A 22,767-nucleotide genomic window follows, 5' to 3' on the forward strand; every position below is an offset into this window, starting at 1 on the left:
CCTTTTTTGCTAATTCAAATCAAACCCCTACAGGATTCGCCTTCTCAGGATCAATCTTGTACTGCTTGATCGCCCGGGCCACGTCCTTGCCCGTCATCTTGCCGTCCTTCGCCAGCGCCGCAATCGCCGCATGCGCGATGTAGTAACGGTCGACCTCAAAGAAACGACGCAGGTTCGCACGCGTATCCGAGCGACCGAACCCATCCGTGCCGAGCACGCTGTAGGTCATTGGGACGAAGGCGCGGATCTGGTCGGCGAACAGGCGCACGTAGTCCGTTGCGGCAATCGCCGGGCCCTGGCGGCCTTCCAGCAGCTGGGTGACGTAGGGCTTGCGCTGTTCGGCCTCCGGGTGCAGGCGGTTCCAGCGTTCGGCGGCGAAGCCGTCGCGGCGCACTTCGTTGAAGCTGGGGCAGGACCAGATGTCGGCGGTGACGCCGAAATCCTTGTCCAGCAGCTCGGCTGCGGCAATGGCTTCGCGCAGGATGGTGCCGCTGCCCAGCAGCTGCACGCGCAGCTCGCCCTTCTTGGGCTTGCCGGCGTCCTTGAGCAGGTACATGCCCTTGATGATGCCCTCGGCTGCGCCGTCCGGCATGCCGGGGTGAGCGTAGTTCTCGTTCATCAGGGTGATGTAGTAGTACTCGTCGATCTGGTCTTCCATCATCGCCTTCATGCCGTGCTGCATGATGACGGTGACTTCGAAGCCGAAGGTCGGGTCGTAGCTACGCACGTTGGGGATGGAGCCGGCGATGACCTGGCTGAAGCCGTCTTCGTGCTGCAGGCCTTCGCCATTGAGCGTGGTGCGGCCGGCGGTGCCGCCGAGCAGAAAGCCACGCGTGCGCATGTCCGCTGCCTGCCAGGCGATGTCGCCCACGCGCTGGAAGCCGAACATGGAGTAGTAGATGTAGAACGGCAGCATCGGCACGTCGGAGACCGAGTAGCTGGTGCCGGCGGCCATCCACGAGGCGATGGCGCCCGGCTCGCTGATGCCTTGCTGCAGCACCTGACCGGTCTGGTCTTCGCGGTAGTACATCAGCTGGTCGGCATCGACCGGCTTGTACTTCTGGCCGAACGGGGCATAGATGCCGATCTGGCGGAACATGCCTTCCATGCCGAAGGTGCGCGCTTCATCGGCCACGATCGGCACGATGCGCGGGCCCAGTTCCTTGTCGCGCAGCGCGATGTTTAGGCTCTGCACGAACGACATGGTGGTGGAATAGCTGCGCTCGCCGCTGTCCTTGAGCAGGCGCTCGAACTTGTCGAGCGTGGGCGCGACGAACGACTTGCTGGCCTTGGGACGGCGCGAGGGCAGGAAACCGCCCAGCACGTTGCGGCGCTCTTTGAGGTACTGCACTTCCGGGGAATCTTCGCCGGGGTGGTAGAACGGCACCTGGCCGTCTTCCAGCTGGGCGTCGGTGACCGGGATGTTGAAGCGGTCGCGGAAGTGCTTGACCGCCGCGTCGTCCAGCTTTTTGGTCTGGTGAGTAGGGTTGAGCGCCTCACCGGCCGAGCCCATGCCGTAGCCCTTGACCGTCTTGGCCAGGATCACGGTGGGCATGCCCTTGGTGTTCACGGCCTGGTTGTAGGCGGCATACACCTTGTGCGGGTCGTGGCCGCCACGGTTGAGGCGCCAGATGTCGTCGTCAGACAGGCCGGCGACCATGGCCGCGGTCTCCGGGTACTTGCCGAAGAAGTTGGCGCGCGTGTAGGCGCCGCCGAAGGCCTTGCAGTTCTGGTATTCGCCGTCGACGGTTTCCATCATCAGCTTCTTGAGGACGCCGTCGGTGTCCTTGGCCAGCAGGGCGTCCCAGTAGCCGCCCCAGAGCAGCTTGATGACGTTCCAGCCGCCGCCACGGAACACGCCTTCCAGTTCCTGGATGATCTTGCCGTTGCCGCGTACCGGGCCGTCCAGGCGCTGCAGGTTGCAGTTGACCACGAAGATGAGGTTGTCCAGGCCTTCACGGCCGGCCAGCGCAATGGCGCCGAGGGTTTCCGGCTCGTCGCTCTCGCCGTCGCCGATGAAGCACCACACCTTACGGTCGGACTTCTCGATCAGGCCGCGGTTTTCCAGGTAGCGCATGAACTGCGCCTGGTAGATGGCGGCCAGCGGGCCCAGGCCCATCGAGACGGTGGGGGTCTGCCAGAACTCGGGCATCAGCCACGGGTGCGGGTAGGAGGAGATGCCCTGGCCGTCCACTTCCATGCGGAAGTTGTCCAGCTGGGCTTCGCTGATGCGGCCTTCGAGGAAGGCGCGGGCGTAGATGCCCGGGGCGCTGTGGCCCTGGATGAACAGCAGGTCGCCCGGGTGGTTGTCCGAGGGCGCGCGCCAGAAGTGGTTGAAGCCCACGTCGTACAGCGTGGCGCTGGAGGCGAACGAGGCGATGTGGCCGCCCAGGTCGCCCGGCTTGCGGTTGGCCCGCACGACGGTGGCCATGGCGTTCCAGCGGATGATCGAGCGGATCTTCCACTCCAGCGCGGAGTCGCCGGGGTTCTTGGCCTCGTTGGCCGGTGCGATGGTGTTGACGTACTCGGTGGTGGGCGAGAACGGCAGGTAAGCGCCGGCGCGGCGGGTCTGTTCGACCATGCCTTCCAGCAGCTGATGGGCGCGCTCAGGACCTTCTACATCGATGACGGCCTTGATCGATTCGAGCCACTCCTGCGTCTCAAGCGGGTTCGGATCGTTGTGCAGCACTTCGTTCAACCAGTTCATTAGCGCTCCCGGGGGGACACACCCCGCGGGTGTGTCGACATCGTGAATTCGTGAACCCCCAAGTGTACCGCACGCACCTGTTGGCATTCCTCGCTACGGGTGCGTATGGAATGGGATGGTGTTGTGCGCGGGTGGGTGTTGGCGGCGGGTGCCACGCATGCGGGCGCTGCTGGTGTACGACCAAAGGATGAGGGCCAACGGCGGGCGATTGCCGAGCGCCAGCGCCCGGCTCGGCGCGGAATGGGCCGATGTGCATGCACCGTAGGAGCGCACCTGGGCGCGAGGGGCGTTACCGGTAAAGCCCGTCGCGCCCGGGTGCGCTCCTACGGGGGTGGTCGATAGGTGCCCGGTTGCGTGGCGCGGCCGGTCAGAACGCCTGCAGCGCCTCGGTCAGTTGGCCGTTGTTGTTGACCGCGCCCATGGTGTAGCCCTGCCACCCGGGGTAGGCGTTGGGTTCCCAATAGAACACGCCGAGCACCCGCGAGCCGATGGCGTTGCTGCGGCTGAGCAGGTTGGTGAGCATGGCGCGGGTGGTGGCGGCCTGCTGCCAGTCCATGCCGACCTCGGCCACGATCACGTCGCTGCCATAGCGGGAGATCATGTCGCGCATGTTGGTGTCCAGGCGGTTGTTGTAGTCCTGCCAGCTGCCCACCGGCGGGTAATGCGACATGCCGATGACGTCCCACTTGCCGCCGGCCGAGCGCAGGTTGTCGAAGAACCAGCGGAAGTTGGCGTTGTCGTAGCCGTTGGCCAGATGCACGATGACCTTGGCGTTGGGGTACACCGCCTTGGTGGCGTTGTAGCCGCTATTGATGAACTGGCCCAGGTTGGCGAAGTTGGGCGTCTTGCCCTCGTTCCACAGCATGCCGCTGTTGATCTCGTTGCCCACCTGCACCCAGCTGACGGTGATGCCGTTGTCCCTGAGGTACTTGAGGATGCCCTGGGTGTGGCTGTAGACATCGGTATTGAGCTGGGCGACGGAGTGGCCCGCCCAGGCGGCCGGCTTGGTCTGCTTGCCGGGGTCGGCCCAGCTGTCGCTGTAGTGGAAGTCGATCATGATGCGCATGCCCTGCGCGGCGGCGCGCTTGGCCTTGTCGAGCGTGTCGCGGCCATCGTTCCAGCCGCCGGACGGGTTGACCCACACGCGCAGGCGCACTGCGTTGCCGCCCACATCCTTGAACAGCTTGATGAAGTCGGTGGTGTTGCCCGATGCATCGCGAAACACCTGCGGCGGGTTGGCAGCGGCCTGCTGGTTGAGCCAGCTGACATCGGCGCCCTTGGCGATGCCTTGCGCGCCTGCCCCGGCGCTGACGAAGCCCAGCAGCAGCACCAACAGCAAGCGGCTATAGCCCTTACGAAACATGCTCATGAAACCCTCTCCCTTGATCGATGGATGTCGCGCCACCTGGCGCCTTGCCTGATCCCCCTGAATCTCGAGGCGTGCTGTGCGGCGAAGCGGGCAATGCCGCGATGCCACGCACGCTGCGAAACGGTGGCGATTCAAACACGGCACTGCAACGCGGTTGCGCTCGCTATAGGTGCTGGGCGATTGCGGCATAGTTCGCGGCGGAAAAAACCTTGCGCCAGCGAACTGGCACTATTTTCGCCAGCGCGATGTTGTGCGGGTGCAACAGAAAAACGGCGCGGTACTGCGCGAGGCATCTGATCCTGGCGCTCTGTTGCCGCAACGACATGCATGGCCGACCGTCTGCGACCGCAATGACCCTGGGCCTGACGCGATACGGCAACGCGCTACAGGCCTGCCGGCAATTGGGCACGCTGGTGGAAGCGCAACTCCTGATGCCCTGCGTGTTCGGCGCACTCTTGTTCGGCGCACTCAACGAGCTCTCGCTGCAGGATCGGCAGCGATCAAACGAAAAAACGCCGGCAAGCCGGCGTTTTTGGTGCAACGTGCGATGGAAGCAGTGGCAGGTCGAAGCGGCACTGCGTCACGGAGGCTGGTTGGGCGAATGAACACCACCGGGCCGCAAACGCATGACCGCACTCAACTCATCGCGCGTGCGCCCTGCTGCTGTTGCTGGGTCTGCGACTGCTGCTGTTCCAATGCCACCGACTGGCGTGCGGCATTTTCTGCAACGCGCTGGCTGCTCTGTTCCAGCGGGGTATTGATGGCGGTCATCGTCTCGACGCTGACACGCAGCTGCGCGGGGTCGTCGGCACGGCCCTGCACGGCGAAGGTGCGCGCTGCATCGGGGCTTATTACCACCTCGTCGATGCGCTTGCCGCCGACGGCATGCATTTCCGATGCGAGCGAGCCGGACAACTGGGCACTGTGCTGGTCGGGTGTGCGCCCGGCGCGTGCGTCCTGCGCGTGCACGCCACGTTGCGCATCCTGAAACAGGCTATTGCCCACGTGCCCGGGCTGGTCGATGCGCAGCGAGGTGTGGTCGTTGCCGTGCTCGCGCGCGTCGCGCTTGGCGGGCTCGCCCGGTGCGAGCGGGCCGCGGATGGCGTCCACCGCGTCCTGGCCGAGGCCGCGCGCGCTACGCGTCAGGATGGTGGTGCCGGTGCGCAGCCCATCCACATCGTTGCGGTATTCGTCGATCATCCGCGCGTTCTTTTCGGCCAGCGGGCGCGCGTTGGGGTCGGTGAGCGCCGAGTGCTCGCCCAGGAAGTTGCCCAGCTTGTGCGCGCCCAGCGAGCTGCCGGCCGCCACCAGCGGGTAGTCCGGGATCAGGAAGTTGGCCTTGCTGTTGCTGTAGCCGGCGCCATTCAACGTGGTGATTTCATCAGGCTTGGCATAGATGCGCACCTGCCCGAAATGCGGCGAGGCGGCACTGACCGGATCGGATGCCATGACGTGGTTGATCACGCTGTTGCCGCCTTCCGGAATGCGGTAGCTCAGGCTGGCCGCGCCGTACGAGTTGAAGGTTTCGCCCTTGAGGTCGTAGTGGTGCGCGGAGACCTGTGCGAGCGCGCCGCCGAGGGAGTGGCCGGTGACGGTGACTTCGGGTGCGTGACCGGTTCGCTTACCGACATCCTTGGCAATGGTCATCGCGTTCTGAGTCAGCGCCAGCGCATCGGCTGCCTGCGGATTGGTCCGCGAGGTGACCATGGTCGCGTCGGTAAGAATGTCTTTGGCAGCGCCCTCGGTGCCCCGATGCGCAACCACGATTTCGCCACTGCCTTCGTTGCGGTAAATCGTGCCCTGGTAGCCAGTGGACTTGTTGTTGACGTGGTCGAGAACGGCGTAACGCTGTCCCTCGATGTCGACAATCTCTTCCTGACCCGGTGCGCGCCGGCCGACGGCGCGATCCTTGTAGGCATCTTCAGACAAGCCCGCATATTGCGGCGATGGAATGCTCATGGCGCAACTTCCTTGGCAGCCAACGTGATGGTGAAGAGATTGTCGCGGATCTCAGGCTTGAACTTTTCCGGGCTCAGCTCGCCAGTGTCCGGGAAACTCTTGGACTCCGAGCGCGGATAACCTTCCTTCCAGTAGTACTTCGTCTGCGGCTGCTGCGCCGTCACCGTCTTGCCTTCGATAAACGACAAAAAGCGCGTCTCTTCTTCGGCACCGGTGGCCTTGAGCAGCACGCTGGCGCCACTGAATTCCCAATGGCAGACGCCGCGACCGTAATAGTCCTCGTCCTGCATCAGGTCCAGATAGACGGTGCCGCGGTATTCGGTGTCGGAGATCTTCTTGAGCGCGAAGTCTTCCTGGCTGGTGATGCGCCCGGCGGTACCGGTGTCGGGCTGGATCTTGCCGCATTCGGCTTCGTTGCTGACGTCGTATTGCGCCGCACCCTGGACCAGGCCGAAGGTACCGGGCGCCTTGTCGAGGGTGAGCGTGACCTCGAAGGCCTTGCGTGGGCTGGGATTCAATTTGGCAAGGCCGCGACCGCCCGCCTCCACGTCGGCTTCTGCAGTGGCCTCGGTTGCGGGGGATGTGGTCTGGGTCATGCTGGTCTCCGGGGCGTTACAGGCCGTAAGCAAAAGGGCCAGCAGGCTCGGTGTGAGAATCAGGCGCAAGGCCGGCCTCCATGGCGATAAGGGGGCTCAATCTAGTCCGCTTGAGCCGGTGGGGTCAATTTACGGCAGCTGACGTGAGGCAGTTGTTGCCCGCCGGAAAGCTGCCATGATTCGACCTGTCCGCTAGGGGAGCGCGTTATCGCCACGGGGTTCACATCGCCAGCCGACAACGTGGCCGTCACCCCGCGCGTGCACTGGCGGCGCAGCCTGCGCATGCGCGTGTTGCTGGCCGCCACCGCAGTGCTGGTACTGCTGCTGGCAGTCCTGGGAACGGTGTTTTATCTGGGCGCCCGTGCCGAATTGGTGGAGGCCGCGCGCACCGAAGTGGATGGCTTGACCGAGCAGACCGCGCGCAGCCTGGCAGCGATGCTGGATTCGGTGCAGGTGAGCGGCCGCACATTGGCGGCCAGCAGCGGTGCGGTGGGGCTGCAGCCGTTCAATCTGCGTGCGTTGTTGCTGGCCACGCTCAGTGGCGACCCGGATATTGGCGCGGCGCGTTTGATCATCGAGCCGCGCACGCAAAAAGCCCGCGATACCGGGTTTGTCTGGTACGTGCATCGCGATGGCACCCGCGTGCTGGAAAAATCGGTGCAGGAGCTGGGCGACGACTACCGCGCAATGCCGTGGTACCTGCGCACCCAGCGCGAAGGGCGTGCATGGTGGTCCGAGCCGTATATCAACACCAATGGCGGCAGCGAGTTGTACACCAGTTACAACCTGCCGCTGCGCCGGCCGGGCGATGCGGTGGATGCGGCGCCGGTGGGCATGGTGAGCGTGGATCTGCCGCTGCAACATCTGCGCGCCATCATCGACCAGTTGCCGCACGACATCAGCATCCGGCCGATGCTGTTGTCGCCGGAGGGGATGGTGATGTTCAGCCCCGACCCCGCGCTCAATCTGCATGACACGCTCGCTACCTACGTGGCGCGTTCGCGCCCGGACCTGGCGCCGCTGCAGCGTGCAGTGGCGGCGGGTCAGCCGATCTCGTTCTCGCACACCGCTCCCGATGGCGAGCGCTTCCTGACCCATAGCGCGGCGGTGGGACGCAGCGGCTGGACCTTTGTGCTGTCCGCATCGGAAAACTACGTGCTGGCCGGCCTGAACTGGCTGGCCGCATGGGTGGCGTTGGCGGCGTTGCTGGGCGCGGCAGTGTGGTGGTGGTTGATGGGGCGGATCACGCGCACCTTGACGCGGCCGATCGAGGAATTGACCGATACCGCCGAGCATTTTCGCCGTGGCGAATTCGAGTACCCGCTGCGGCATATCGAGCGCGATGACGAAGTGGGCGTGATGGCGCGTGCGTTCGACAGCGCACGCGGTGCGATCCGCGACCATATCGCGCAGATCGGCGAGATGACCTCTGCGCGCGAACGCATGTACAGCGAGCTGCAGATTGCGCGCGAGATCCAGCAGGCGATGCTGCCGTCCGGGCGTACCTTCGATCGCGCAAACTCGCATCTGGAAACCTGCGCCTGGCTGGAACCGGCCAAGGCGGTGGGCGGCGATTTTTACCACTTCATCGAGACCGAGCCGGGGCTGTTGTGGTTTGTGATTGGCGATGTCTCCGACAAGGGCGTGCCGGCCGCCTTGTTCATGGCGCGCGCGGTGAGCGTGCTGGAAATCGCCGCGCGCCGGCACACGCGCCCGGACGCCATCCTGATCGCCGCCTCCACGCGGCTGGCCGAGAACAACGAGCCGTGCATGTTCGCCACCGTGCTGTGCGGGGTGATCAATGTGGTGAGCGGCGAATACTGGCTGGCCAGCGCCGGGCACGAGCCGCCGCTGTTGATCGACCTGGATGGCACGGTGCGGCCGTTGCCGTTGGAAACCGGTGCGCCGCTGGGCATCGAGCCGCAGCTGGCGTACCCGGTGCTGCAGGGCCGCATGCGCGCCGGGCAGACCCTGCTGGGTTATACCGATGGCGTGACCGAGGCGATGGACGAATACGGCGCCAGCTACGGGCTGGAGCGGCTGCTGGCCGCGCTGCATCCGCGCCGTAGCGCGGCGGCACAGTGCAAGGCGGTCATCGACGACATCGCCGGGTTCACCGGCCAGGCCGATGCGTACGACGACATCACGCTGCTGGCGATCCGGCTGCGCCAGGAGCATGCTGAGCCGGTGGCAGACGCTGGCCGGGACGGTCCCGGAAAGGCAACGACCGGATGAAGCTCGAACTGGCCATCGCGCCGTCGCTGGCCCAACTGGCCGGCGCCAACGACGCGCTGGAAGACTCGCTGATGCGCGAAGGCCTGCACGAAGCGCGCATCGGCCAGGTGCGGCTGATCGTGGAAGAACTCGGCTGCAACGCGCTCACCCACGGCCAATGCGCCGAACAGCCCTTACGCCTGCAGCTGCAGCTGGACGCGCAGGCGCTGGTACTGGAGCTGAGCGACCCGGGCAGCGCTTTCGACCCGCGTGCGCTGCCCGAGCTGGAGCTGGATGCCGCGCTCGACGATCGGCCGATCGGCGGATTGGGGTTGTTTTTGGTGCATCAGTTCGCCGATCACATCGACTACCGTCGCGATGGTGCATATAACGTCGTGCGTATCACCTTGCTGCATCCGTACGCCCCTGTCCCCGAGGCACTGCCATGACCACGCTCGCCATCCAGATCGACCCGCCGCAAGACACCCGTCAACGCGTGATCCTGACCGGGCGCCTGGACTCCCACACCTACCAGGACCTGGATGCGGCGCTGTCGCCACTGCTGGGCACCAGCATCGTCACCCTGGTGCTGGACCTGACCGCGCTGGAATACATTTCCAGCGCCGGCATCCGCAGCATCTTCAAGGTGCGCAAGGCGCTGGCGACCCATCAGGGCAAGCTGCTGGTGACCAACCCGCAGCCGCAGATCCGCAAGGTCTTCGACATGGTCAAGGCGGTGCCGCTGAGCGATGTGTTCGCCTCCACCGAAGAGCTGGATGCGTATCTGTCCGCGATGCAGCGCAAGGTCATCGAACAGCACGCCGACGGCGACAACCCGATCCTGCCGCACTTCGCCGAAGTGTAAGCGGCATCGCCTACGCGTACATGTAGTGACGTGTGTGCGTATGGCACGGCAGCGGCATTGGTTAGGCTAAGACGCCCTGATACTTGCGTTGCAATGCCCGCACTGATCATTTTCGATTTCGACGGCACCCTGGCCGACTCGTTCGGTTTCTTTTTGAGCACGCAGCGCGTGCTGGCCGAGCGGCACGGTTTCCGTGCGGCACAAGCGCACGAGGTGGAGGATGCTCGCCGGCTGAGTACGCGGGAGCTGTTGAAGGCCTCCGGGCTGCGTGCCTGGCGCGTGCCGCTGGTGGCCGCCGACTTTATCCGCCTGATGCGCGCCGCCCCGCCAATGGCGTTGTTCGACGGCATTGCTGAGGTGCTGGGGACGCTGCATGCGCAAGGCACGCGTCTGGCCGTGGTGTCGTCCAACTCGGTGGAGAATGTGCAACGTGCTTTGGGCGAGGACTTGAGCGCGAAGTTTGCCGTGATCGACGGTGGTGCGCATCTGCTGGGCAAGCAACGCGCCTTGCGTCGTGTACTGCGCGCCACCGGGTATGGCGCGACGCAGGCAGTGTATGTGGGCGACCAGGTTGCCGACTGGGAAGCGGCGCAAGTGGTGGGGTTGCCGTTTGCTGCGGTGGCGTGGGGCTATGCGCACCCGGAGGTGTTTGCCGGGTTGGCTGGGACGCAGTTGATTGAACGTGTGGACGGGTTGCTTGGGTTGGGTGTGCAGTAGCCCGGTTTTTCAATGGCTGGGATTTGGGATTTGGGATTTGGGATTTGGGATTTGGGATTTGGGATTCGGGAGTCGCAAGAGCAAGAGCTTCCCAGCGCTACGTGCGGACGTACCCTCATCCGCCCTTCGGGCACCTTCTCCCGGAGGGAGAAGGGTAGGAGCATCAGGCGCACCTGGGATCAAGCCAACTGCTTTAAGCGGCTCGCCACGGCGCCTCTACACCCCGCCGACCCGCGGCAAGGGTGCAGGCACGTTCAACATGCCGCCCGCTGCCACATACGCCGCCAAGGCCTGCCCCTGGCTCAACAGATGCCCGTGCATCGTGCGCTCTGCGCCCTCGGCATCGCCGCGCCGCACGCACTCCATCAATGCACGATGCTCGGCCAACGATTGCGCCATGCGTCCCGGCGTCAGCAGCTGACGGCCACGATGCATCTTGAGGATGCGGTGCAGATCGTGGGTGACCCGGATCAACCACGGATTGCCGGCGTACTGCTGCACGGTTTCATGAATCAGATAATTGTTGCGGTAGTACTCGGCCAGATCACCAACGTCGGCTGCGGCTTCCATCGCTGCGTGCAGGTCTTCCAGGCGTTGCACGCCGGCCGCATCGATACGCTTGACCGCATCGTGCGCGCAGCGGCCTTCGAGCATGGCCATCACCGGGAACAGCTGGTTGAGATCTTCCAGCGTCAACCGCGTGACCCGGCTGCCGCGGCCGGCGTCCAGTTGCACCAGGCCTTCGGCGGCGAGCAGCTTGAGGCTTTCGCGCAGCGGAGTGCGGCTGATGCCGAGTTCTTCGGCCAGGGCCGGCTCGTCGATCCACTCGCCCGGTGGCAACGCGTAGTCGTAGATCTTCTGGCGCAGGCGCTCGGCCACTTCCTCGTACAGCGGTACGCGCTTTTTGGCGGTGCGCGAATCAGGGGCGAGGGTCATGGCGGGCAGGTCGTTAGCGTCGGAGCAGGGCCGCCCATTCTACGGGGGCGCCCCACTCCGCCGCTGTGCGCATGCCGGCTCACAGCCAGCCCGGCACCACGAACAGCAGCCACGCGGTCAGTGGCCCCAACAACACCACCAGCCCGCTGTAGACCAGGAAGCGGCGGAACAGCGCGTCGCGCTCCTCTTTCGCGGCCGAAGCCACCACCAGCGCGCCGTTGGTGGAGAACGGGCTGACATCGACGATGGTGGAAGACACCGCGAGCGCGCAGATCACCCCGGCCGCACCCAGCTGACCCTGCATCAGGAACGGCACCGCCAGCGGAATGGTGGCGCCCAGCACGGCTGCGGACGATGCGAACGCGGACACGATGCCGCCGACATAACAGACCAGCAGCGCGCCCAACAACGGCATGCCGATATGCGAGACGCCGGTGCCGATGTAGTCCACCGCGCCGGCTTTTTCCAGCACTGCGACGTAGGTGACCACGCCGCTGATCAACAACACCGTGGACCAGCTGATGCCATCCACCGCACCCTTCTGCGCGCTGGGCGAGATCAATGCGAGGACGACAGCAACGGTGATCGACACCAGACCGACATTGAGGTTGTAGATCAGCGCCGCGACACCCAGACCCAGCAAGCCCACCAACGTAATCAAGCGATCGCGGGTGATGGCGACAGCCTCCAGCGCCAGCGGATTGGTCGACAGCGTGCCGCCGCCAGCGGCGACCAAGGAGCCATGCCCTTCGATCGCGAACGGCCGCTTGGAGGCTTGATCGTCGGCCACCGCCACGTATTGCGCATCCGCCAACGAGACCTCCTGCCGACGCATCAGCTTGAGCCCGCCGAACGCGCAGAAGCAGATGATCGCCATCATCAGGTTGAAACCAAGACTGGTGAGGAACACCGCCATCTCGGTGACGTCCAGCCCGGCCTTTTCGACCACCTTGTTGGTGATGCCGCCATACACGCTGATCGGCGAAAACCCGCCGCCCTGTGCGCCATGGATCACCAGCAGGCCCATCATCAACGGGTTGATGCGGTACTGCTTGGCAAAGCGCAATGCCACCGGGCCGATGATGGCCACTGCCGCCGGCCCAAGCGCACCGAATGCAGTCAGCAACCCGGTAATGACGAACATCACCCATGGAATCGCCACGATACGCCCGCGTACCGCGCGCACTGCCCAATGCACCAGCAGATCGATGGTGCCGTTCTTCTGCGCGATGGCGAACAGATAGGTGATGCCGACCAGGGTGAGGAACAGGTCGCCCGGAAAGCCGGCCAGTACCTCCTTGCCGTCCAGCCCCACCCACACGCCGCCGATGATGAACGCCAGCGCGAAGGCCACCGCACCCATGTTGATGGGCAATGCGGTGGCGACGATGAACATGATCACCAAGCCAAGAATCGTTGCAATTTGCGGGGTCATGCGCCCTCCCAGACACCTGATACGCGTACAGCACGGATGGCCACCCGCCACCCAAGGGTCACGCCCTGTCAGACACCAGGAGCGGCCAACAACACCGATGCGTAGCTGCCAGGCGGTTGCCTGCTCGCTACGCGTTGCTGGCCTCTCCTAGCGTTACCTCATGCCGCGCGCTCGCACGCGGCGTTGACCCACTCGACAACACCTTGGGTGCTGTTGAATTCGTCCACCGACCGCGCCTCGCAGTCCGGCAATACCTCCCGCGCCATGCGCGCCAATGCGCTGCCTGGCCCCAGTTCGAGAAACACGCGTGCGCCGCGTTCTGCGGCCTGCACCAGCACGTCGTACCAGCGCACGGTCTGCGCGATCTGTGCGGCCAGCGTGTCGATCACCGAGGCCTGCGTGGTGACTGCACGCGCATCGATACCGGCCAGCACGCGCAGCTTGGGCGCAGTGATCTCTGCGTTTTTCAATGCGATGGCGAATGCGTCGGCGGCCGCGCGCAACCACGGCGTATGCGCCGGCACGCTGACCGGCAGCAGCGTGATGCGTGCGCCCTGCGCCTGTGCAGCGTCGCCAAGCGCTTGCAGCGCAGCGTGCGGGCCACCGAGCACGGCGTGATCGTCACCGTTGATGATGGCCAGTGCCGCGCCATGGGTCTGGCATAGCGTTTCGAGCGCGCGCAGTGGCAGGCCGACCACCGCCATCAACCCGGCATTGTCCGGGCTGGCCGCGTCCATCAGGCGTGCGCGGGTGGCGGCCAGCTGCAGGCAGGTATCGATGTCCATGCTGCCGGCCACCGCATGCGCGGCGAGCTCGCCGACGCTGTAGCCGAGTACCAATAATGGCGTGGGCAGCTGCTCACGCATTACCTGCCATTGCGCCAGCGTGCCGGCGCACACCAGTGGTTGTGCAATGGCATTGGCGTAACGGCTTGGGTCTGCGGCAAGCGTTTGCACAGAGGTGCCGAGCAGCTCGGTCGCGGCAGCGAGCACGCTGGCCGCAGCGGGTGCGTCGGCGACACGCGCGAACATCCCGGCGTGTTGACCGCCTTGGCCTGGGCATAGCACGGCGAGCGTCATGCGCTTTCCTGCAGGTGCAGAAACCAGGCGCAGGCCAGCAGATCGGCGCTGCCGCCCGGGCTTAGACGACGGGCAACAAATTGCTTACCGATGGCGTTCAAACAATCGCGCCACTGCGGTTGCGCGATGCCGCCGTCGGTGAGGAAGGCACCTGCTTGCGCTTTTGCGTAGGCCAGCCCTTCCTGCCCACCACGATGCAGCAGATTCAGATCGTCCACTTCGCTGACCAACTGCATCAGCGTCTGCGCCAATGCCGCCTCGCGCGTGGCGCCGCTGTGCAATGCAGCGCGCAGGCACGGCAGCGCGACTTCGCGTAACAGCGGGTAGCCGGCTGCGGCCTGCTCGCGCACACCACTGACCTGATACTGCGCACGCATACGCTGACCATTGCTGTGCGGATTCAGCGGCACAGCCTGCAATGCATCACGCCACGCCTGCACCGCGTTGCAGACCGCTTCACCAGTGGGACGGCGCCCGTGCGCGACACGCAAGCGCGCCGCCTGCGCAGTGAGCAAGCCGAGGCTGAAAATCGCGCCGCGATGGGTATTGATGCCGCCGGTGGCGCGCAGCATCGCCGCTTCGGCAGCGATGCCGAGCTGACGCAGGCGTGCGAACGGGGCGTTGTCGATGCCGGCTTGCGCAATCGCGACAAAGTAGCCGCGCAACGCGAACAGGCTGCGCAGAAAGGTGGCCGCGTCCATATCGGTGTGGCTACCGGTATCGAACGGGGTGACCAGGCCAGGTTTTGGTGCGCAGGCCAGTTCTGCGTGCAAGGCAAGCACTGCAAGGCGGCCGAGTCGGTGCGCCAGTGCATTTGCCATGCCGCTGGTGAGACGCGATGTGCCCTGCAGCGATGCACGATCTTGAATATCGCCATGCGTACATGCGGTCTCGGCCTTGGCATCGGCAACATTTTTCGCCAGCGCACTCATGCCGCGCTCCACACAGGAAACAACGCGGTGCGCGACGCCAACAGGCAGCCCTGATTGGATTTCACCAACACCTGCTGCGCGCTGCCGGCATATTCGCGCCAGTTCACTGCGTTGTCGTCGGCCAGCAGTAATTCGCCATCGGCACGCAGGCCATGGCGTTGTTCCCAGCGCTGCAGCAATGTCACCACCGCATGCGCTTGTTCGGGTGTTTCGATCGACCACAACAGGTCCAGATCCGACTGCGCGTGCACATACGCAAGCCCGGTGAGTGCCTGCCATGCAACGCTGCCGAAAACGCGTGGCTGCAATGCATTGGCCCGGGTCTGCGCCAGCAAGGCCTGCAATGCCGGCCGCATGTCGCTGGGCGCGTGTGCGATCACTGCGTCCAATAGCAGCGGTGCGGTGCTGCGTGCGATATCGACACTGCTGGCGCTTAACGCAAGACGCTGCTTGCCTTCGCTCGGCGGCAGCGGCACGCCAAGCCGCAGTGTGCCGGGTGCTTCGCTGCCGTCGCCACGCGCCACCACCGCTGGCAGGCCGGCGGCGAACCACTGCTGCAGGCGCGGATGCGCACCCGGCGTCAACGCCTGCCAGCGCGCGTCGGGATGCAACCACACCAGTGCGTGGCGGCCGGGCATGCTCAGGCCTCGCCGGCTGCCACGGCGGCGGCAACATCGCGCGCCAACGTACGGCCGCCACGTTGTGCGCCAAGCGTACGACGTTGGTCGCCGTCGCTGGGCGTGGCCAATGCATCGAGCAACGCCTGCGCCAGATCGCCCTCCCACAACGACTCCACCGCGCCCATGCGCACGTAATTTTCCACACCCGGCGCGAACACCGGCGAGCTCTTGCTCAGCGCTTGCAAGGTGTCCACCGATTGCTTGGTCACACGTGCCATCGCACGCAGATCCATCACGCGGATCTGTGCATCGGGCAAGGCGTGGATATGGTCGGCCATCAAGCCGAACGAGAGGAAGCCGCCGCTGACCGATTCGCCATACACCAACGTGACCAGCCGCGCACCGCGCCTACGTGCAAGATCCAGCGACCGTGCCAGATGCGCGAAATAGCCGTTGATGCCGAGCAATTCGTCGCGGCGCGCGAGCCGTTGCCCGGCGGTGTCGGCCAGCATCACGATCGGCCGTTGCGGATGTGCACGTGTGCTCGCCAACACGGTGGCGGCCAATGTCAGTGCGTGGTCCACGCCGACTTCCAATTTATTGGTGGTGCCGATTACGGTGACCTCGCCCGCAGCGGTCATCGCACTGCCGGTGAGCACATCGTCGTTGCGTGCGATGGCGTGACCGAGCGGAAACAGCTGATCCAGCAGTTGGCTCAGTTCCATGGAATGCTCCGGTCGGCAGTGGCAGCTAGGAAGGCGTCGGTGTCCAGCAACGGCAGGCGCTGCGCATCGACGATGCCCTGGCGCTGCCAGATCTCCAAACCGTCGCGGCAATCGCCGTAGGCCTCAATGCGCTTGGACAATTGCTGCTGCGCAAGTTCCAGCGCCTGCAATGCGGCCTCGCCTTCCGGCTCGGCGAGTGTGTCCAGCGCATGGGCAGCCGCGTCGGCGAATGCGGCGATGCGGTCGGCCACCAAGGTCTGCGCTTCGCCGAGCAGATAGCGATGCTTGCCGCCGGTGACGCGCCACACCAGCGCGCGATCGCGCGCGTCGAACTCTTCCACGCCGCGCACGGTTTCGATCACGTCCGGGCCGGACAACGACAGGCGGCCTTCTTCGGACATGATCACCGCGCTGCAGCAGCGCGCCACGATGCCCATGCCGCCGAAGGCGCCGTTGCCGCTGCCGATCAAGGCCAGCACCGGCACGCCGGCAGCGCGTGCGCTTAGCGTGGCGCGCATGATTTCGGAAATCGCGATCAGGCCGGCGTTGGCTTCGTGCAGGCGTACGCCGCCGGTGTCGAGCAATAGCAGCACCGCTGCCGGCTGCGTTTTTGCGGCGCGTTCGAGCAGGCCGGTGAGCTTGGCGCCATGCACCTCGCCGACGCCGCCGCCCATGAAGGCACCTTGCTGCGCGGCGATCAGCACGTTGCGCCCACGCAGCGTGCCGTCACCGACGACGATGCCGTCATCGAAGGCGCCGGGCGTGTCCAACTGGGCCAGATGCGGGCTGATCAGGCGACGGCGCGGACCGACGAATTCGCGGAAACTGCCGGCATCCAGCACGCCATCGATGCGCTCGCGCGCATCGGCCTCGTAATAGCTGCGCTTGGCCATGGGAATGGTGGTGCTCATACGTATCTCCCGACGACAGGCGTAGGAGCGCACCTGGGCGCGACCGAAGCGTCACCGGGAACGCCCGTCGCGCCCGGGTGCGCTCCTACGGGGTGAAAGGGGCGGCTCATGCGTCGGCTCCCTGCAAGGCATCCATCGCCTGCTCCAGGCGCAGACGCACCACCGCCGGCGTGGCGCCGACATCGTTGATGCTGATGCGCACATCGCGCAGTGGATGGCGTGCGGCAAAATCGTCCAGCACCGCTTGCCAGATCGTGCCGAATCCGCGCGCAGCGGTGAGGATCTCGATCTCCATCGCGCCATTGAGCGGCACGCGCTCGACCAGCACTTCCAGATTGCCGGAGGCCACCACGCCGACCAGCGCATGTTCCAGCCCGGCGCGTGCGCCGTGCTGGCCATCGAAGCGATACCGCAGGGTTTCCATGCCGTGCCCCTACCAATTGCGAAAACGTTTCGGCGGGTCGTACAACCCACCGGACCAGCGCACCAGATCCTTGACCGTGCGCGCAGCGAGCAGGTCGCGCGTGGCATCGCGTGGACGAATCCCCAGGTCTTCCGGCCGCTTGATGACACCGCGATCGCGCAGGTTTTCGACCGCGCGCTTGTCGCGGCCCAGGCCGACGGCGGTGTAACCGGAGACGCCGCGAATCGCCTGCTCGCGCTCTTCCGGCGTGCGGCACAGCAGCAGGTTGGCGATACCTTCTTCGGTCAGCACATGGCTGACGTCGTCGCCGTAAATCATCACCGGCGGCAGCGGCATGTTGGCGCGCTCGGCCAGTTCCCAGGCATCGAGCTTGTCGACGAAGGCCGGCGCCATGTGCTCGCGGAAGGTTTCCACCATCTGCACCACCAGCTTGCGTCCGCGCGGCATCTCGCCCGATCGTGCGGCCTCGCGCCCGGCCTTGAGCCAGGCATCGCTGGCATGGCGGCGGCCACGCGCATCCGAGCCCATATTGGGCGCGCCGCCGAAACCGGCGATGCGGTCGCGCGTGGCGGTGGAACTATTGCCTTGCAGATCGATCTGCAAGGTGGAGCCGATGAACATGTCGCAGGCATACAAACCGGCGGTCTGCGACAGCGCGCGATTGGAGCGCATGCTGCCGTCGGCACCGGTAAAAAAGATGTCCGGGCGCGCGGCGATGTAGTGCTCCATGCCCAGTTCCGAGCCAAACGAATGCACCGACTGCACGAAGCCCGATTCAATCGCCGGAATCAGCGCCGGATGCGGATTGAGCGCCCAATGCCGGCAGATCTTGCCCTTCAGCCCGAGCGATTCGGCGTAGGTGGGCAACAGCAATTCGATCGCGGCGGTATCGAAGCCGATGCCATGGTTGAGCCGGTTGACACCGTATTCGGCGTAGATGCCCTTGATCGCCATCATCGCCATCAACACCTGGATCTCGGAGATCTGTGCCGGGTCGCGGGTGAACAGCGGTTCGATATGGTTGGGCTTGGGCGCCTGCGTGACGAAGTCCACCCAATCGGCGGGAATATCCACGCGCGGCAGCGTGTCGACGATCTCGTTGACCTGCGCAATCACGATGCCGCTCTTGAATGCAGTGGCCTCCACGATCACCGGGGTGTCTTCGGTATTCGGGCCGGTGTAGAGATTGCCTTGGCGGTCGGCGGCCTGCGCGGTGGCCAGCGCGATGCGCGGGGTCAGGTCGATGAAGTAGCGGCCGAACAATTCCAGATACGTGTGGATGGCACCGATCTCGATGCGGCCTTCGCCGACAAGCCCGGCCAGGCGCGCGGCCTGCGGGCCGGAGAACGAGAAATCCAGCCGCTTGGCGATGCCGCGCTCGAACACGTCCAGATGCGCGGGCAGCGACAACACCGATTGCACCATGTGCAGGTCGTGCACGCGTGCCGGGTCCACCTCGGTGAGGCAGCGCGCCAGGAAATCGGCCTGCTTCTGGTTGTTGCCTTCCAGGCAGACGCGGTCGCCCGGCTCGATCACCGCTTCCAGCAGCGCCACCACATCGCTGGCCGCCACCACACGCCCCTGCGGCGCAAGCGGGGCGGCGCGCTGCAAGCGCTGGCGCCGGCTCTCGGCCTGGGTGTCCCACTGTCGACTCATGCGGCTGCCTCATCGGGCCATGCCCGTAATGTCCGAGTAATTACATGGTAATTATGGGATTCGGCATTGTCTAGTCGCGGCGCAGCATAGTTCGGGGTTAGTCGGCCTTGGTGTCGATCGGCGTTGAGGTCGTTCGGCATCGGTGCTGGCCGGCTTTGGTGCAAGTCGACTTTGGTGTCGTTCGGCACCGGGCCGACTGGTCCTTGCTCTGCTTAGCGTGGGCACGGTGGTCGACGGCGTGGTACTGGACCGGCCGGGCGAGGCCCATCGGGACGAGAAGGCGCACGGCCCAGGCGTTCTCGCATGCGTCAGCGCTTGCGAGCAGCGCGAATTCGATATATCGTTTCGCCATGATTCGATATATCGAATGAACACGCGTCCTCCACCTGACGACATCTCCGCAGACGCCGATGCGGCCTCCGACCCAACGCCAGAGCGCGGCACAAGTGGACGCTCACGGCCGTTGGGGCATGGCGATCTGCGTTTGTTGTTGCTGGCGCTGATCGAGCAACAGCCGCGGCATGGGTACGAGCTGATGCGGCAGATCGCCGCGCTGTTCAAAGGGCTGTACACCCCGAGTGCCGGCGCGATCTACCCAGCGCTGGCCCAGCTTGAAACCGACGGCTGGGTGCAGACGGCTCAGGATGACGGCCGCAAGCGCTATCAGGTCACCGAAGCCGGCCGCACGCACGTGGCACAGCAGCGCGACGCACTCGACGCGGCGCTGGCACGCACGCATCGCCGCGCACGCGAGTTGATCAAGGCACAGACACCGGCGCCGATTCGCGAGGCGATCCACCGCATCAAGCACGGCCTGTTTGCGCGGCACGGGCAGTGGACCGAAGCAGAAACCGAACGCATCGCTGCGCTACTCAACGCCGCCGCTGACGGCATGGAGCGCGAAGACGGCTGAGTGCGTGTGCCACGTGTCATTGCAACTGCGCGAGGCTTCGCCCGTACCCTCATCCGCCCCTGCGGGGCACCTTCTCCCGATGGGAGAAGGGATTGCTAACAGCAGCTGCTCCTAGCTGGTTTATTTGCCTAGGGAACCTCTGAACAACGCACCACAGATACGCGACACTACCCGCCTGATGTTGAGGAGTGATCCATGCAACTGACGTTCGGTGACGCTGAGGGCCTGGGCAAGCGCAAGCAGACCCGGCGCGAGATCTTTCTGGCCGAGATGGAGCAGGTGGTTCCGTGGCAGCAACTGCTCGGTCTGATCGCGCCGCACTATCCGGTATCGGGCCGGCCAGGTCGGCAGCCGTACGCACTGGCGACGATGTTGCGGATTCATCTGCTGCAGCAGTGGTATGCGCTGAGCGATCCGGCGATGGAAGAAGCACTGCACGAGATCCCGACCTTGCGGCGGTTTGCCCAGCTCGGTGGCTTGGACAACGTTCCGGACGAGACCACGATTCTCAACTTTCGGCGCCTGCTGGAGACCCATGGCCTTGCCGCGCGGATGCTGGAAGCGGTCAACGCGCATCTGGCGCGCAAGGGCCAGAGCCTGCGGTCGGGCACGATCGTCGATGCGACGCTGATCGCGGCGCCCAGTTCGACCAAGAATGCCGACAACGCGCGCGACCCTGAGATGCATCAGACCAAGAAGGGCAATCAGTGGTATTTCGGGATGAAGGCGCACATCGGCGTGGATGAATTTTCCGGGTTGGTGCACCACGTCCATTGCACAGCCGCCAACGTCGCCGATGTCACGGTGATGCACACGTTGCTGCATGGCAAAGAAGACAGCGTGTTCGGCGATAGCGGCTACACCGGTGCGGACAAACGCGAAGAACTGCAGGCCTGCAAGGCTGCATTCTTCATCGCCGCCAGGCCCTCGACGATGCAAGCCCTCGGCAACAAACGCGAGCGTGCTCGGGAAAGACGTTGGGAACACTTCAAGGCCAGCGTGCGCGCGAAGGTGGAGCATCCATTCCGGGTGATCAAGCGCCAGTTCGGCTACACCAAGGTCCGCTATCGCGGCCTGGCCAAGAACACCGCGCAGGTGCTGACCTTGTTTGCGCTATCGAACCTGTGGATGAAGCGAAAGCAGTTACTGCCGACGATGGGGAACGTGCGCCTGTAACCCGGGCAACACCCTGCAAACGCGCCGGAAACGGCAAAAAAATCGAGGATCTGAGCGCCGTCAGCCTGGTCGATGTGGTTAGGCTCATCCTCCGATGCCGTTGATCAGACCATCCCTAGCTGGTTTATTTGATTGTTTATTGCGCCATCAGTTTTGCCAGTTACTCCCCACTTCTTCCCATCGCGCATACACCCGGCAATCCAGGAACAATTCCCCCATGGCAACCCACACCAACACCCAAATCCGCCGCGACTCGCGCCTGCGCTCCGTACAGGTGCTGCGCTGCGAATCGATCACCCCGCAGATGCGCCGCATCGTGTTTGGCGGCAACGAGCTGGCCGGCTTTCAAAGCGACGCACCGGACGATCACGTCAAGCTGTTCTTCCCCAATGCCGATGGCGCCTTCGTGCTGCCGACGATGACGCCGGAAGGCCCGCGCTATGACGAAGGCGCCCTGCCATCGCCGGGACGCGACTACACCCCGCGCGCATTCAACCCGCAGAGCGGCGAGCTGAGCATCGACTTCGTGCTGCACGGCGACGGCGTGGCCACCAGCTGGGCAGCGCACGCACAGCCCGGCGACACGCTGAAGATCGGCGGCCCGCGCGGCTCATTTCTGGTCGCCGACGACTACGACCACTACGTGCTGATCGGCGACGAAACCGCACTGCCGGCGATCGGCCGCTGGCTCGAAGCAATGCCTGCCGACATGCATGCAGAAGTCTTTATCGAAATCGCCGATGCCGCAGAACGCCAGGAGTTGCTCAGCGCCGCCGACGTGGACGTGTACTGGCTGGAACGCAACGGCTTCGATGCGGCCAGCAGCACATTGTTGGAAGACAGCCTGCGCGATTACGAGCCGCACGATGGCGATACCTTCTACTGGATCGGCGCCGAATCCATGCGTGCACGTGCGATGCGCAAGTTTCTTGAAGAACACCATGGCGTGGACAAGGAGTCGGTGCGCGCGAAGGGTTATTGGAAGGCTGAATCAGCTCCGCACTAACGGACAGCATGGCGGCCTCTGGGTGCTGAGTTTCCCCAGCAGACGGCTGTTGATCTGTGGATTTTCCGCAGGGCCCTTGCCTGCCTACCATCGCGGGACACGCCGCAAGTACGTCCGTGTAGGCTCTTACGCGGCATCCATGCCGCGTAAGGTCCCGCGACGGTAGGCAGGCAAGGACCAGTCGAGATGGTCGGTGCGCATGGTTGCAAGCAAGGCATGGTGTGTTATTTGGACAACGCTGCGGCCGATCAGCTTCGCAACGCAAAACGCAACGCGATCAACAGGTAGGCTTTCATCAAACGCCCGATCAACTCTCTGGTGCGGTGTCCTTGCCGCTTGCGGGACCGTGTGGCGGCATGGATGCCGCCACCGAGCCTACATGGACGTACTTGCGGCGTGTCCCGCGAGCGGCGAGGACACCGCACCCTCGACCGCAACGCCCAAAAAAACGGCGCTTCCAACCGAGATGGGGAAGCGCCGTTTTTTCTTTAGTGAACCGCATGATGCCAATCGAACGGCTCCTGCGT

At 64.9% G+C, this 22,767-nt stretch carries 21 protein-coding genes; 8 read left to right on the top strand and 13 right to left on the bottom strand.

Features of this window, described 5'->3' with window-relative positions; translation table 11 throughout:
* Nucleotides 1–19: 19 nt before the first annotated feature.
* On the bottom strand, nucleotides 20–2,707 hold the full coding sequence (aceE, locus tag NMB96_RS02460; RefSeq protein WP_055827940.1) for a pyruvate dehydrogenase (acetyl-transferring), homodimeric type: 2,688 nt from the start codon (nucleotides 2,705–2,707) through the stop codon (nucleotides 20–22).
* 367 nt (nucleotides 2,708–3,074) lie between these two features.
* Nucleotides 3,075–4,076, bottom strand: coding sequence for an arabinogalactan endo-1,4-beta-galactosidase (locus NMB96_RS02465; RefSeq protein ID WP_183086635.1), 1,002 nt, complete (start codon nucleotides 4,074–4,076; stop codon nucleotides 3,075–3,077).
* A gap of 350 nt (nucleotides 4,077–4,426) precedes the next feature.
* Between NMB96_RS02465 and NMB96_RS02470 the strand changes: the two genes are divergently transcribed.
* Entirely contained in the window at nucleotides 4,427–4,681 is a 255-nt protein-coding gene (locus tag NMB96_RS02470) for a hypothetical protein (protein WP_023905277.1), read from the top strand.
* Nucleotides 4,682–4,712: 31 nt separating this feature from the next.
* On the opposite strand, the gene NMB96_RS02475 is transcribed toward NMB96_RS02470, so the two are convergent.
* Nucleotides 4,713–6,035, bottom strand: a complete 1,323-nt coding sequence (locus NMB96_RS02475) for an XVIPCD domain-containing protein (RefSeq protein ID WP_255086150.1) — start codon at nucleotides 6,033–6,035, stop codon at nucleotides 4,713–4,715.
* The gene (locus tag NMB96_RS02480; protein ID WP_162498235.1) at nucleotides 6,032–6,631 is read right to left on the bottom strand and encodes a hypothetical protein; all 600 of its coding nucleotides are present in this window, start codon (nucleotides 6,629–6,631) and stop codon (nucleotides 6,032–6,034) included. The genes NMB96_RS02475 and NMB96_RS02480 overlap by 4 nt, the downstream gene beginning before the upstream one ends.
* A 282-nt stretch (nucleotides 6,632–6,913) precedes the next feature.
* Here NMB96_RS02480 and NMB96_RS02485 point away from each other — a divergent pair, with 282 nt between their 5' ends.
* From NMB96_RS02485 to NMB96_RS02500, 4 genes are all read left to right on the top strand, one after another.
* The gene (locus NMB96_RS02485; RefSeq protein WP_225970203.1) at nucleotides 6,914–8,866 is read left to right on the top strand and encodes a SpoIIE family protein phosphatase; all 1,953 of its coding nucleotides are present in this window, start codon (nucleotides 6,914–6,916) and stop codon (nucleotides 8,864–8,866) included.
* Nucleotides 8,863–9,294, top strand: coding sequence for an ATP-binding protein (locus NMB96_RS02490; RefSeq protein ID WP_023905273.1), 432 nt, complete (start codon nucleotides 8,863–8,865; stop codon nucleotides 9,292–9,294). Before NMB96_RS02485 ends, NMB96_RS02490 begins: the two co-directional genes overlap by 4 nt.
* Nucleotides 9,291–9,710 carry an STAS domain-containing protein gene (locus NMB96_RS02495; RefSeq protein WP_006452511.1) on the top strand — a complete coding sequence of 140 codons (420 nt, stop codon included), beginning with the start codon at nucleotides 9,291–9,293 and terminating at the stop codon, nucleotides 9,708–9,710. Before NMB96_RS02490 ends, NMB96_RS02495 begins: the two co-directional genes overlap by 4 nt.
* 93 nt (nucleotides 9,711–9,803) lie before the next feature.
* Nucleotides 9,804–10,427 carry an HAD hydrolase-like protein gene (locus tag NMB96_RS02500; RefSeq protein WP_043889473.1) on the top strand — a complete coding sequence of 208 codons (624 nt, stop codon included), beginning with the start codon at nucleotides 9,804–9,806 and terminating at the stop codon, nucleotides 10,425–10,427.
* 216 nt (nucleotides 10,428–10,643) lie between these two features.
* Here the strand turns inward: NMB96_RS02500 and NMB96_RS02505 are convergent, their stop codons facing one another.
* The 9 genes from NMB96_RS02505 to mdcA form a co-directional block, all read right to left on the bottom strand.
* Nucleotides 10,644–11,363, bottom strand: a complete 720-nt coding sequence (locus tag NMB96_RS02505) for a GntR family transcriptional regulator (RefSeq protein ID WP_183086634.1) — start codon at nucleotides 11,361–11,363, stop codon at nucleotides 10,644–10,646.
* Nucleotides 11,364–11,442: 79 nt separating this feature from the next.
* On the bottom strand, nucleotides 11,443–12,798 hold the full coding sequence (locus tag NMB96_RS02510) for an SLC13 family permease (RefSeq protein WP_023905270.1): 1,356 nt from the start codon (nucleotides 12,796–12,798) through the stop codon (nucleotides 11,443–11,445).
* A 158-nt stretch (nucleotides 12,799–12,956) separates the two neighbouring features.
* Nucleotides 12,957–13,877 (bottom strand): malonate decarboxylase subunit epsilon, encoded by a 921-nt coding sequence (mdcH, locus tag NMB96_RS02515; protein WP_023905269.1) that lies wholly within the window; start codon nucleotides 13,875–13,877, stop codon nucleotides 12,957–12,959.
* Nucleotides 13,874–14,698 carry a triphosphoribosyl-dephospho-CoA synthase MdcB gene (gene mdcB, locus NMB96_RS02520; protein ID WP_043889897.1) on the bottom strand — a complete coding sequence of 275 codons (825 nt, stop codon included), beginning with the start codon at nucleotides 14,696–14,698 and terminating at the stop codon, nucleotides 13,874–13,876. The genes mdcH and mdcB overlap by 4 nt, the downstream gene beginning before the upstream one ends.
* Nucleotides 14,699–14,805: 107 nt before the next feature.
* A complete protein-coding gene (gene mdcG / locus NMB96_RS02525) occupies nucleotides 14,806–15,447 on the bottom strand; it encodes a malonate decarboxylase holo-[acyl-carrier-protein] synthase (RefSeq protein WP_023905267.1) in 642 nt (213 codons plus the stop codon).
* Between the two features lie 2 nt (nucleotides 15,448–15,449).
* Nucleotides 15,450–16,154: a biotin-independent malonate decarboxylase subunit gamma gene (gene mdcE, locus NMB96_RS02530; protein WP_023905266.1), complete on the bottom strand. Its 705-nt coding sequence runs from the start codon at nucleotides 16,152–16,154 to the stop codon at nucleotides 15,450–15,452.
* Nucleotides 16,145–17,047 carry a biotin-independent malonate decarboxylase subunit beta gene (locus NMB96_RS02535; protein ID WP_255086921.1) on the bottom strand — a complete coding sequence of 301 codons (903 nt, stop codon included), beginning with the start codon at nucleotides 17,045–17,047 and terminating at the stop codon, nucleotides 16,145–16,147. Before NMB96_RS02535 ends, mdcE begins: the two co-directional genes overlap by 10 nt.
* A gap of 124 nt (nucleotides 17,048–17,171) precedes the next feature.
* Nucleotides 17,172–17,489 carry a malonate decarboxylase acyl carrier protein gene (gene mdcC / locus NMB96_RS02540; RefSeq protein WP_023905264.1) on the bottom strand — a complete coding sequence of 106 codons (318 nt, stop codon included), beginning with the start codon at nucleotides 17,487–17,489 and terminating at the stop codon, nucleotides 17,172–17,174.
* 9 nt (nucleotides 17,490–17,498) lie between these two features.
* The gene (gene mdcA / locus NMB96_RS02545) at nucleotides 17,499–19,145 is read right to left on the bottom strand and encodes a malonate decarboxylase subunit alpha (protein WP_255086155.1); all 1,647 of its coding nucleotides are present in this window, start codon (nucleotides 19,143–19,145) and stop codon (nucleotides 17,499–17,501) included.
* 367 nt (nucleotides 19,146–19,512) lie between these two features.
* On the opposite strand from mdcA, the gene NMB96_RS02550 reads away from it, so the two are divergent.
* The 3 genes from NMB96_RS02550 to NMB96_RS02560 all read left to right on the top strand — a co-directional run bounded on the left by NMB96_RS02550 (nucleotide 19,513) and on the right by NMB96_RS02560 (nucleotide 22,240).
* Nucleotides 19,513–20,058 carry a PadR family transcriptional regulator gene (locus tag NMB96_RS02550; RefSeq protein ID WP_043889471.1) on the top strand — a complete coding sequence of 182 codons (546 nt, stop codon included), beginning with the start codon at nucleotides 19,513–19,515 and terminating at the stop codon, nucleotides 20,056–20,058.
* Between the two features lie 195 nt (nucleotides 20,059–20,253).
* The gene (locus tag NMB96_RS02555) at nucleotides 20,254–21,234 is read left to right on the top strand and encodes an IS5 family transposase (RefSeq protein WP_183086593.1); all 981 of its coding nucleotides are present in this window, start codon (nucleotides 20,254–20,256) and stop codon (nucleotides 21,232–21,234) included.
* A 217-nt stretch (nucleotides 21,235–21,451) separates the two neighbouring features.
* Nucleotides 21,452–22,240 (top strand): siderophore-interacting protein, encoded by a 789-nt coding sequence (locus tag NMB96_RS02560; protein ID WP_023905261.1) that lies wholly within the window; start codon nucleotides 21,452–21,454, stop codon nucleotides 22,238–22,240.
* Nucleotides 22,241–22,767: the final 527 nt, after the last annotated feature.

This window comes from Xanthomonas hortorum (assembly GCF_024339125.1).
In the GTDB taxonomy this organism is placed as follows: Bacteria; Pseudomonadota; Gammaproteobacteria; order Xanthomonadales; family Xanthomonadaceae; genus Xanthomonas; species Xanthomonas hortorum.

Bases quoted from the DNA above. Each gene is read 5' to 3' on its own strand.
- aceE (WP_055827940.1), bottom strand. From the start codon at position 2,707: ATGAACTGGTTGAACGAAGTGCTGCACAACGATCCGAACCCGCTTGAG.
- NMB96_RS02465 (WP_183086635.1), bottom strand. From the start codon at position 4,076: ATGAGCATGTTTCGTAAGGGCTATAGCCGCTTGCTGTTGGTGCTGCTG.
- NMB96_RS02470 (WP_023905277.1), top strand. From the start codon at position 4,427: ATGACCCTGGGCCTGACGCGATACGGCAACGCGCTACAGGCCTGCCGG.
- NMB96_RS02475 (WP_255086150.1), bottom strand. From the start codon at position 6,035: ATGAGCATTCCATCGCCGCAATATGCGGGCTTGTCTGAAGATGCCTAC.
- NMB96_RS02480 (WP_162498235.1), bottom strand. From the start codon at position 6,631: ATGACCCAGACCACATCCCCCGCAACCGAGGCCACTGCAGAAGCCGAC.
- NMB96_RS02485 (WP_225970203.1), top strand. From the start codon at position 6,914: ATGCGCGTGTTGCTGGCCGCCACCGCAGTGCTGGTACTGCTGCTGGCA.
- NMB96_RS02490 (WP_023905273.1), top strand. From the start codon at position 8,863: ATGAAGCTCGAACTGGCCATCGCGCCGTCGCTGGCCCAACTGGCCGGC.
- NMB96_RS02495 (WP_006452511.1), top strand. From the start codon at position 9,291: ATGACCACGCTCGCCATCCAGATCGACCCGCCGCAAGACACCCGTCAA.
- NMB96_RS02500 (WP_043889473.1), top strand. From the start codon at position 9,804: ATGCCCGCACTGATCATTTTCGATTTCGACGGCACCCTGGCCGACTCG.
- NMB96_RS02505 (WP_183086634.1), bottom strand. From the start codon at position 11,363: ATGACCCTCGCCCCTGATTCGCGCACCGCCAAAAAGCGCGTACCGCTG.
- NMB96_RS02510 (WP_023905270.1), bottom strand. From the start codon at position 12,798: ATGACCCCGCAAATTGCAACGATTCTTGGCTTGGTGATCATGTTCATC.
- mdcH (WP_023905269.1), bottom strand. From the start codon at position 13,877: ATGACGCTCGCCGTGCTATGCCCAGGCCAAGGCGGTCAACACGCCGGG.
- mdcB (WP_043889897.1), bottom strand. From the start codon at position 14,698: ATGGCAAATGCACTGGCGCACCGACTCGGCCGCCTTGCAGTGCTTGCC.
- mdcG (WP_023905267.1), bottom strand. From the start codon at position 15,447: ATGCCCGGCCGCCACGCACTGGTGTGGTTGCATCCCGACGCGCGCTGG.
- mdcE (WP_023905266.1), bottom strand. From the start codon at position 16,154: ATGGAACTGAGCCAACTGCTGGATCAGCTGTTTCCGCTCGGTCACGCC.
- NMB96_RS02535 (WP_255086921.1), bottom strand. From the start codon at position 17,047: ATGGCCAAGCGCAGCTATTACGAGGCCGATGCGCGCGAGCGCATCGAT.
- mdcC (WP_023905264.1), bottom strand. From the start codon at position 17,489: ATGGAAACCCTGCGGTATCGCTTCGATGGCCAGCACGGCGCACGCGCC.
- mdcA (WP_255086155.1), bottom strand. From the start codon at position 19,145: ATGAGTCGACAGTGGGACACCCAGGCCGAGAGCCGGCGCCAGCGCTTG.
- NMB96_RS02550 (WP_043889471.1), top strand. From the start codon at position 19,513: ATGAACACGCGTCCTCCACCTGACGACATCTCCGCAGACGCCGATGCG.
- NMB96_RS02555 (WP_183086593.1), top strand. From the start codon at position 20,254: ATGCAACTGACGTTCGGTGACGCTGAGGGCCTGGGCAAGCGCAAGCAG.
- NMB96_RS02560 (WP_023905261.1), top strand. From the start codon at position 21,452: ATGGCAACCCACACCAACACCCAAATCCGCCGCGACTCGCGCCTGCGC.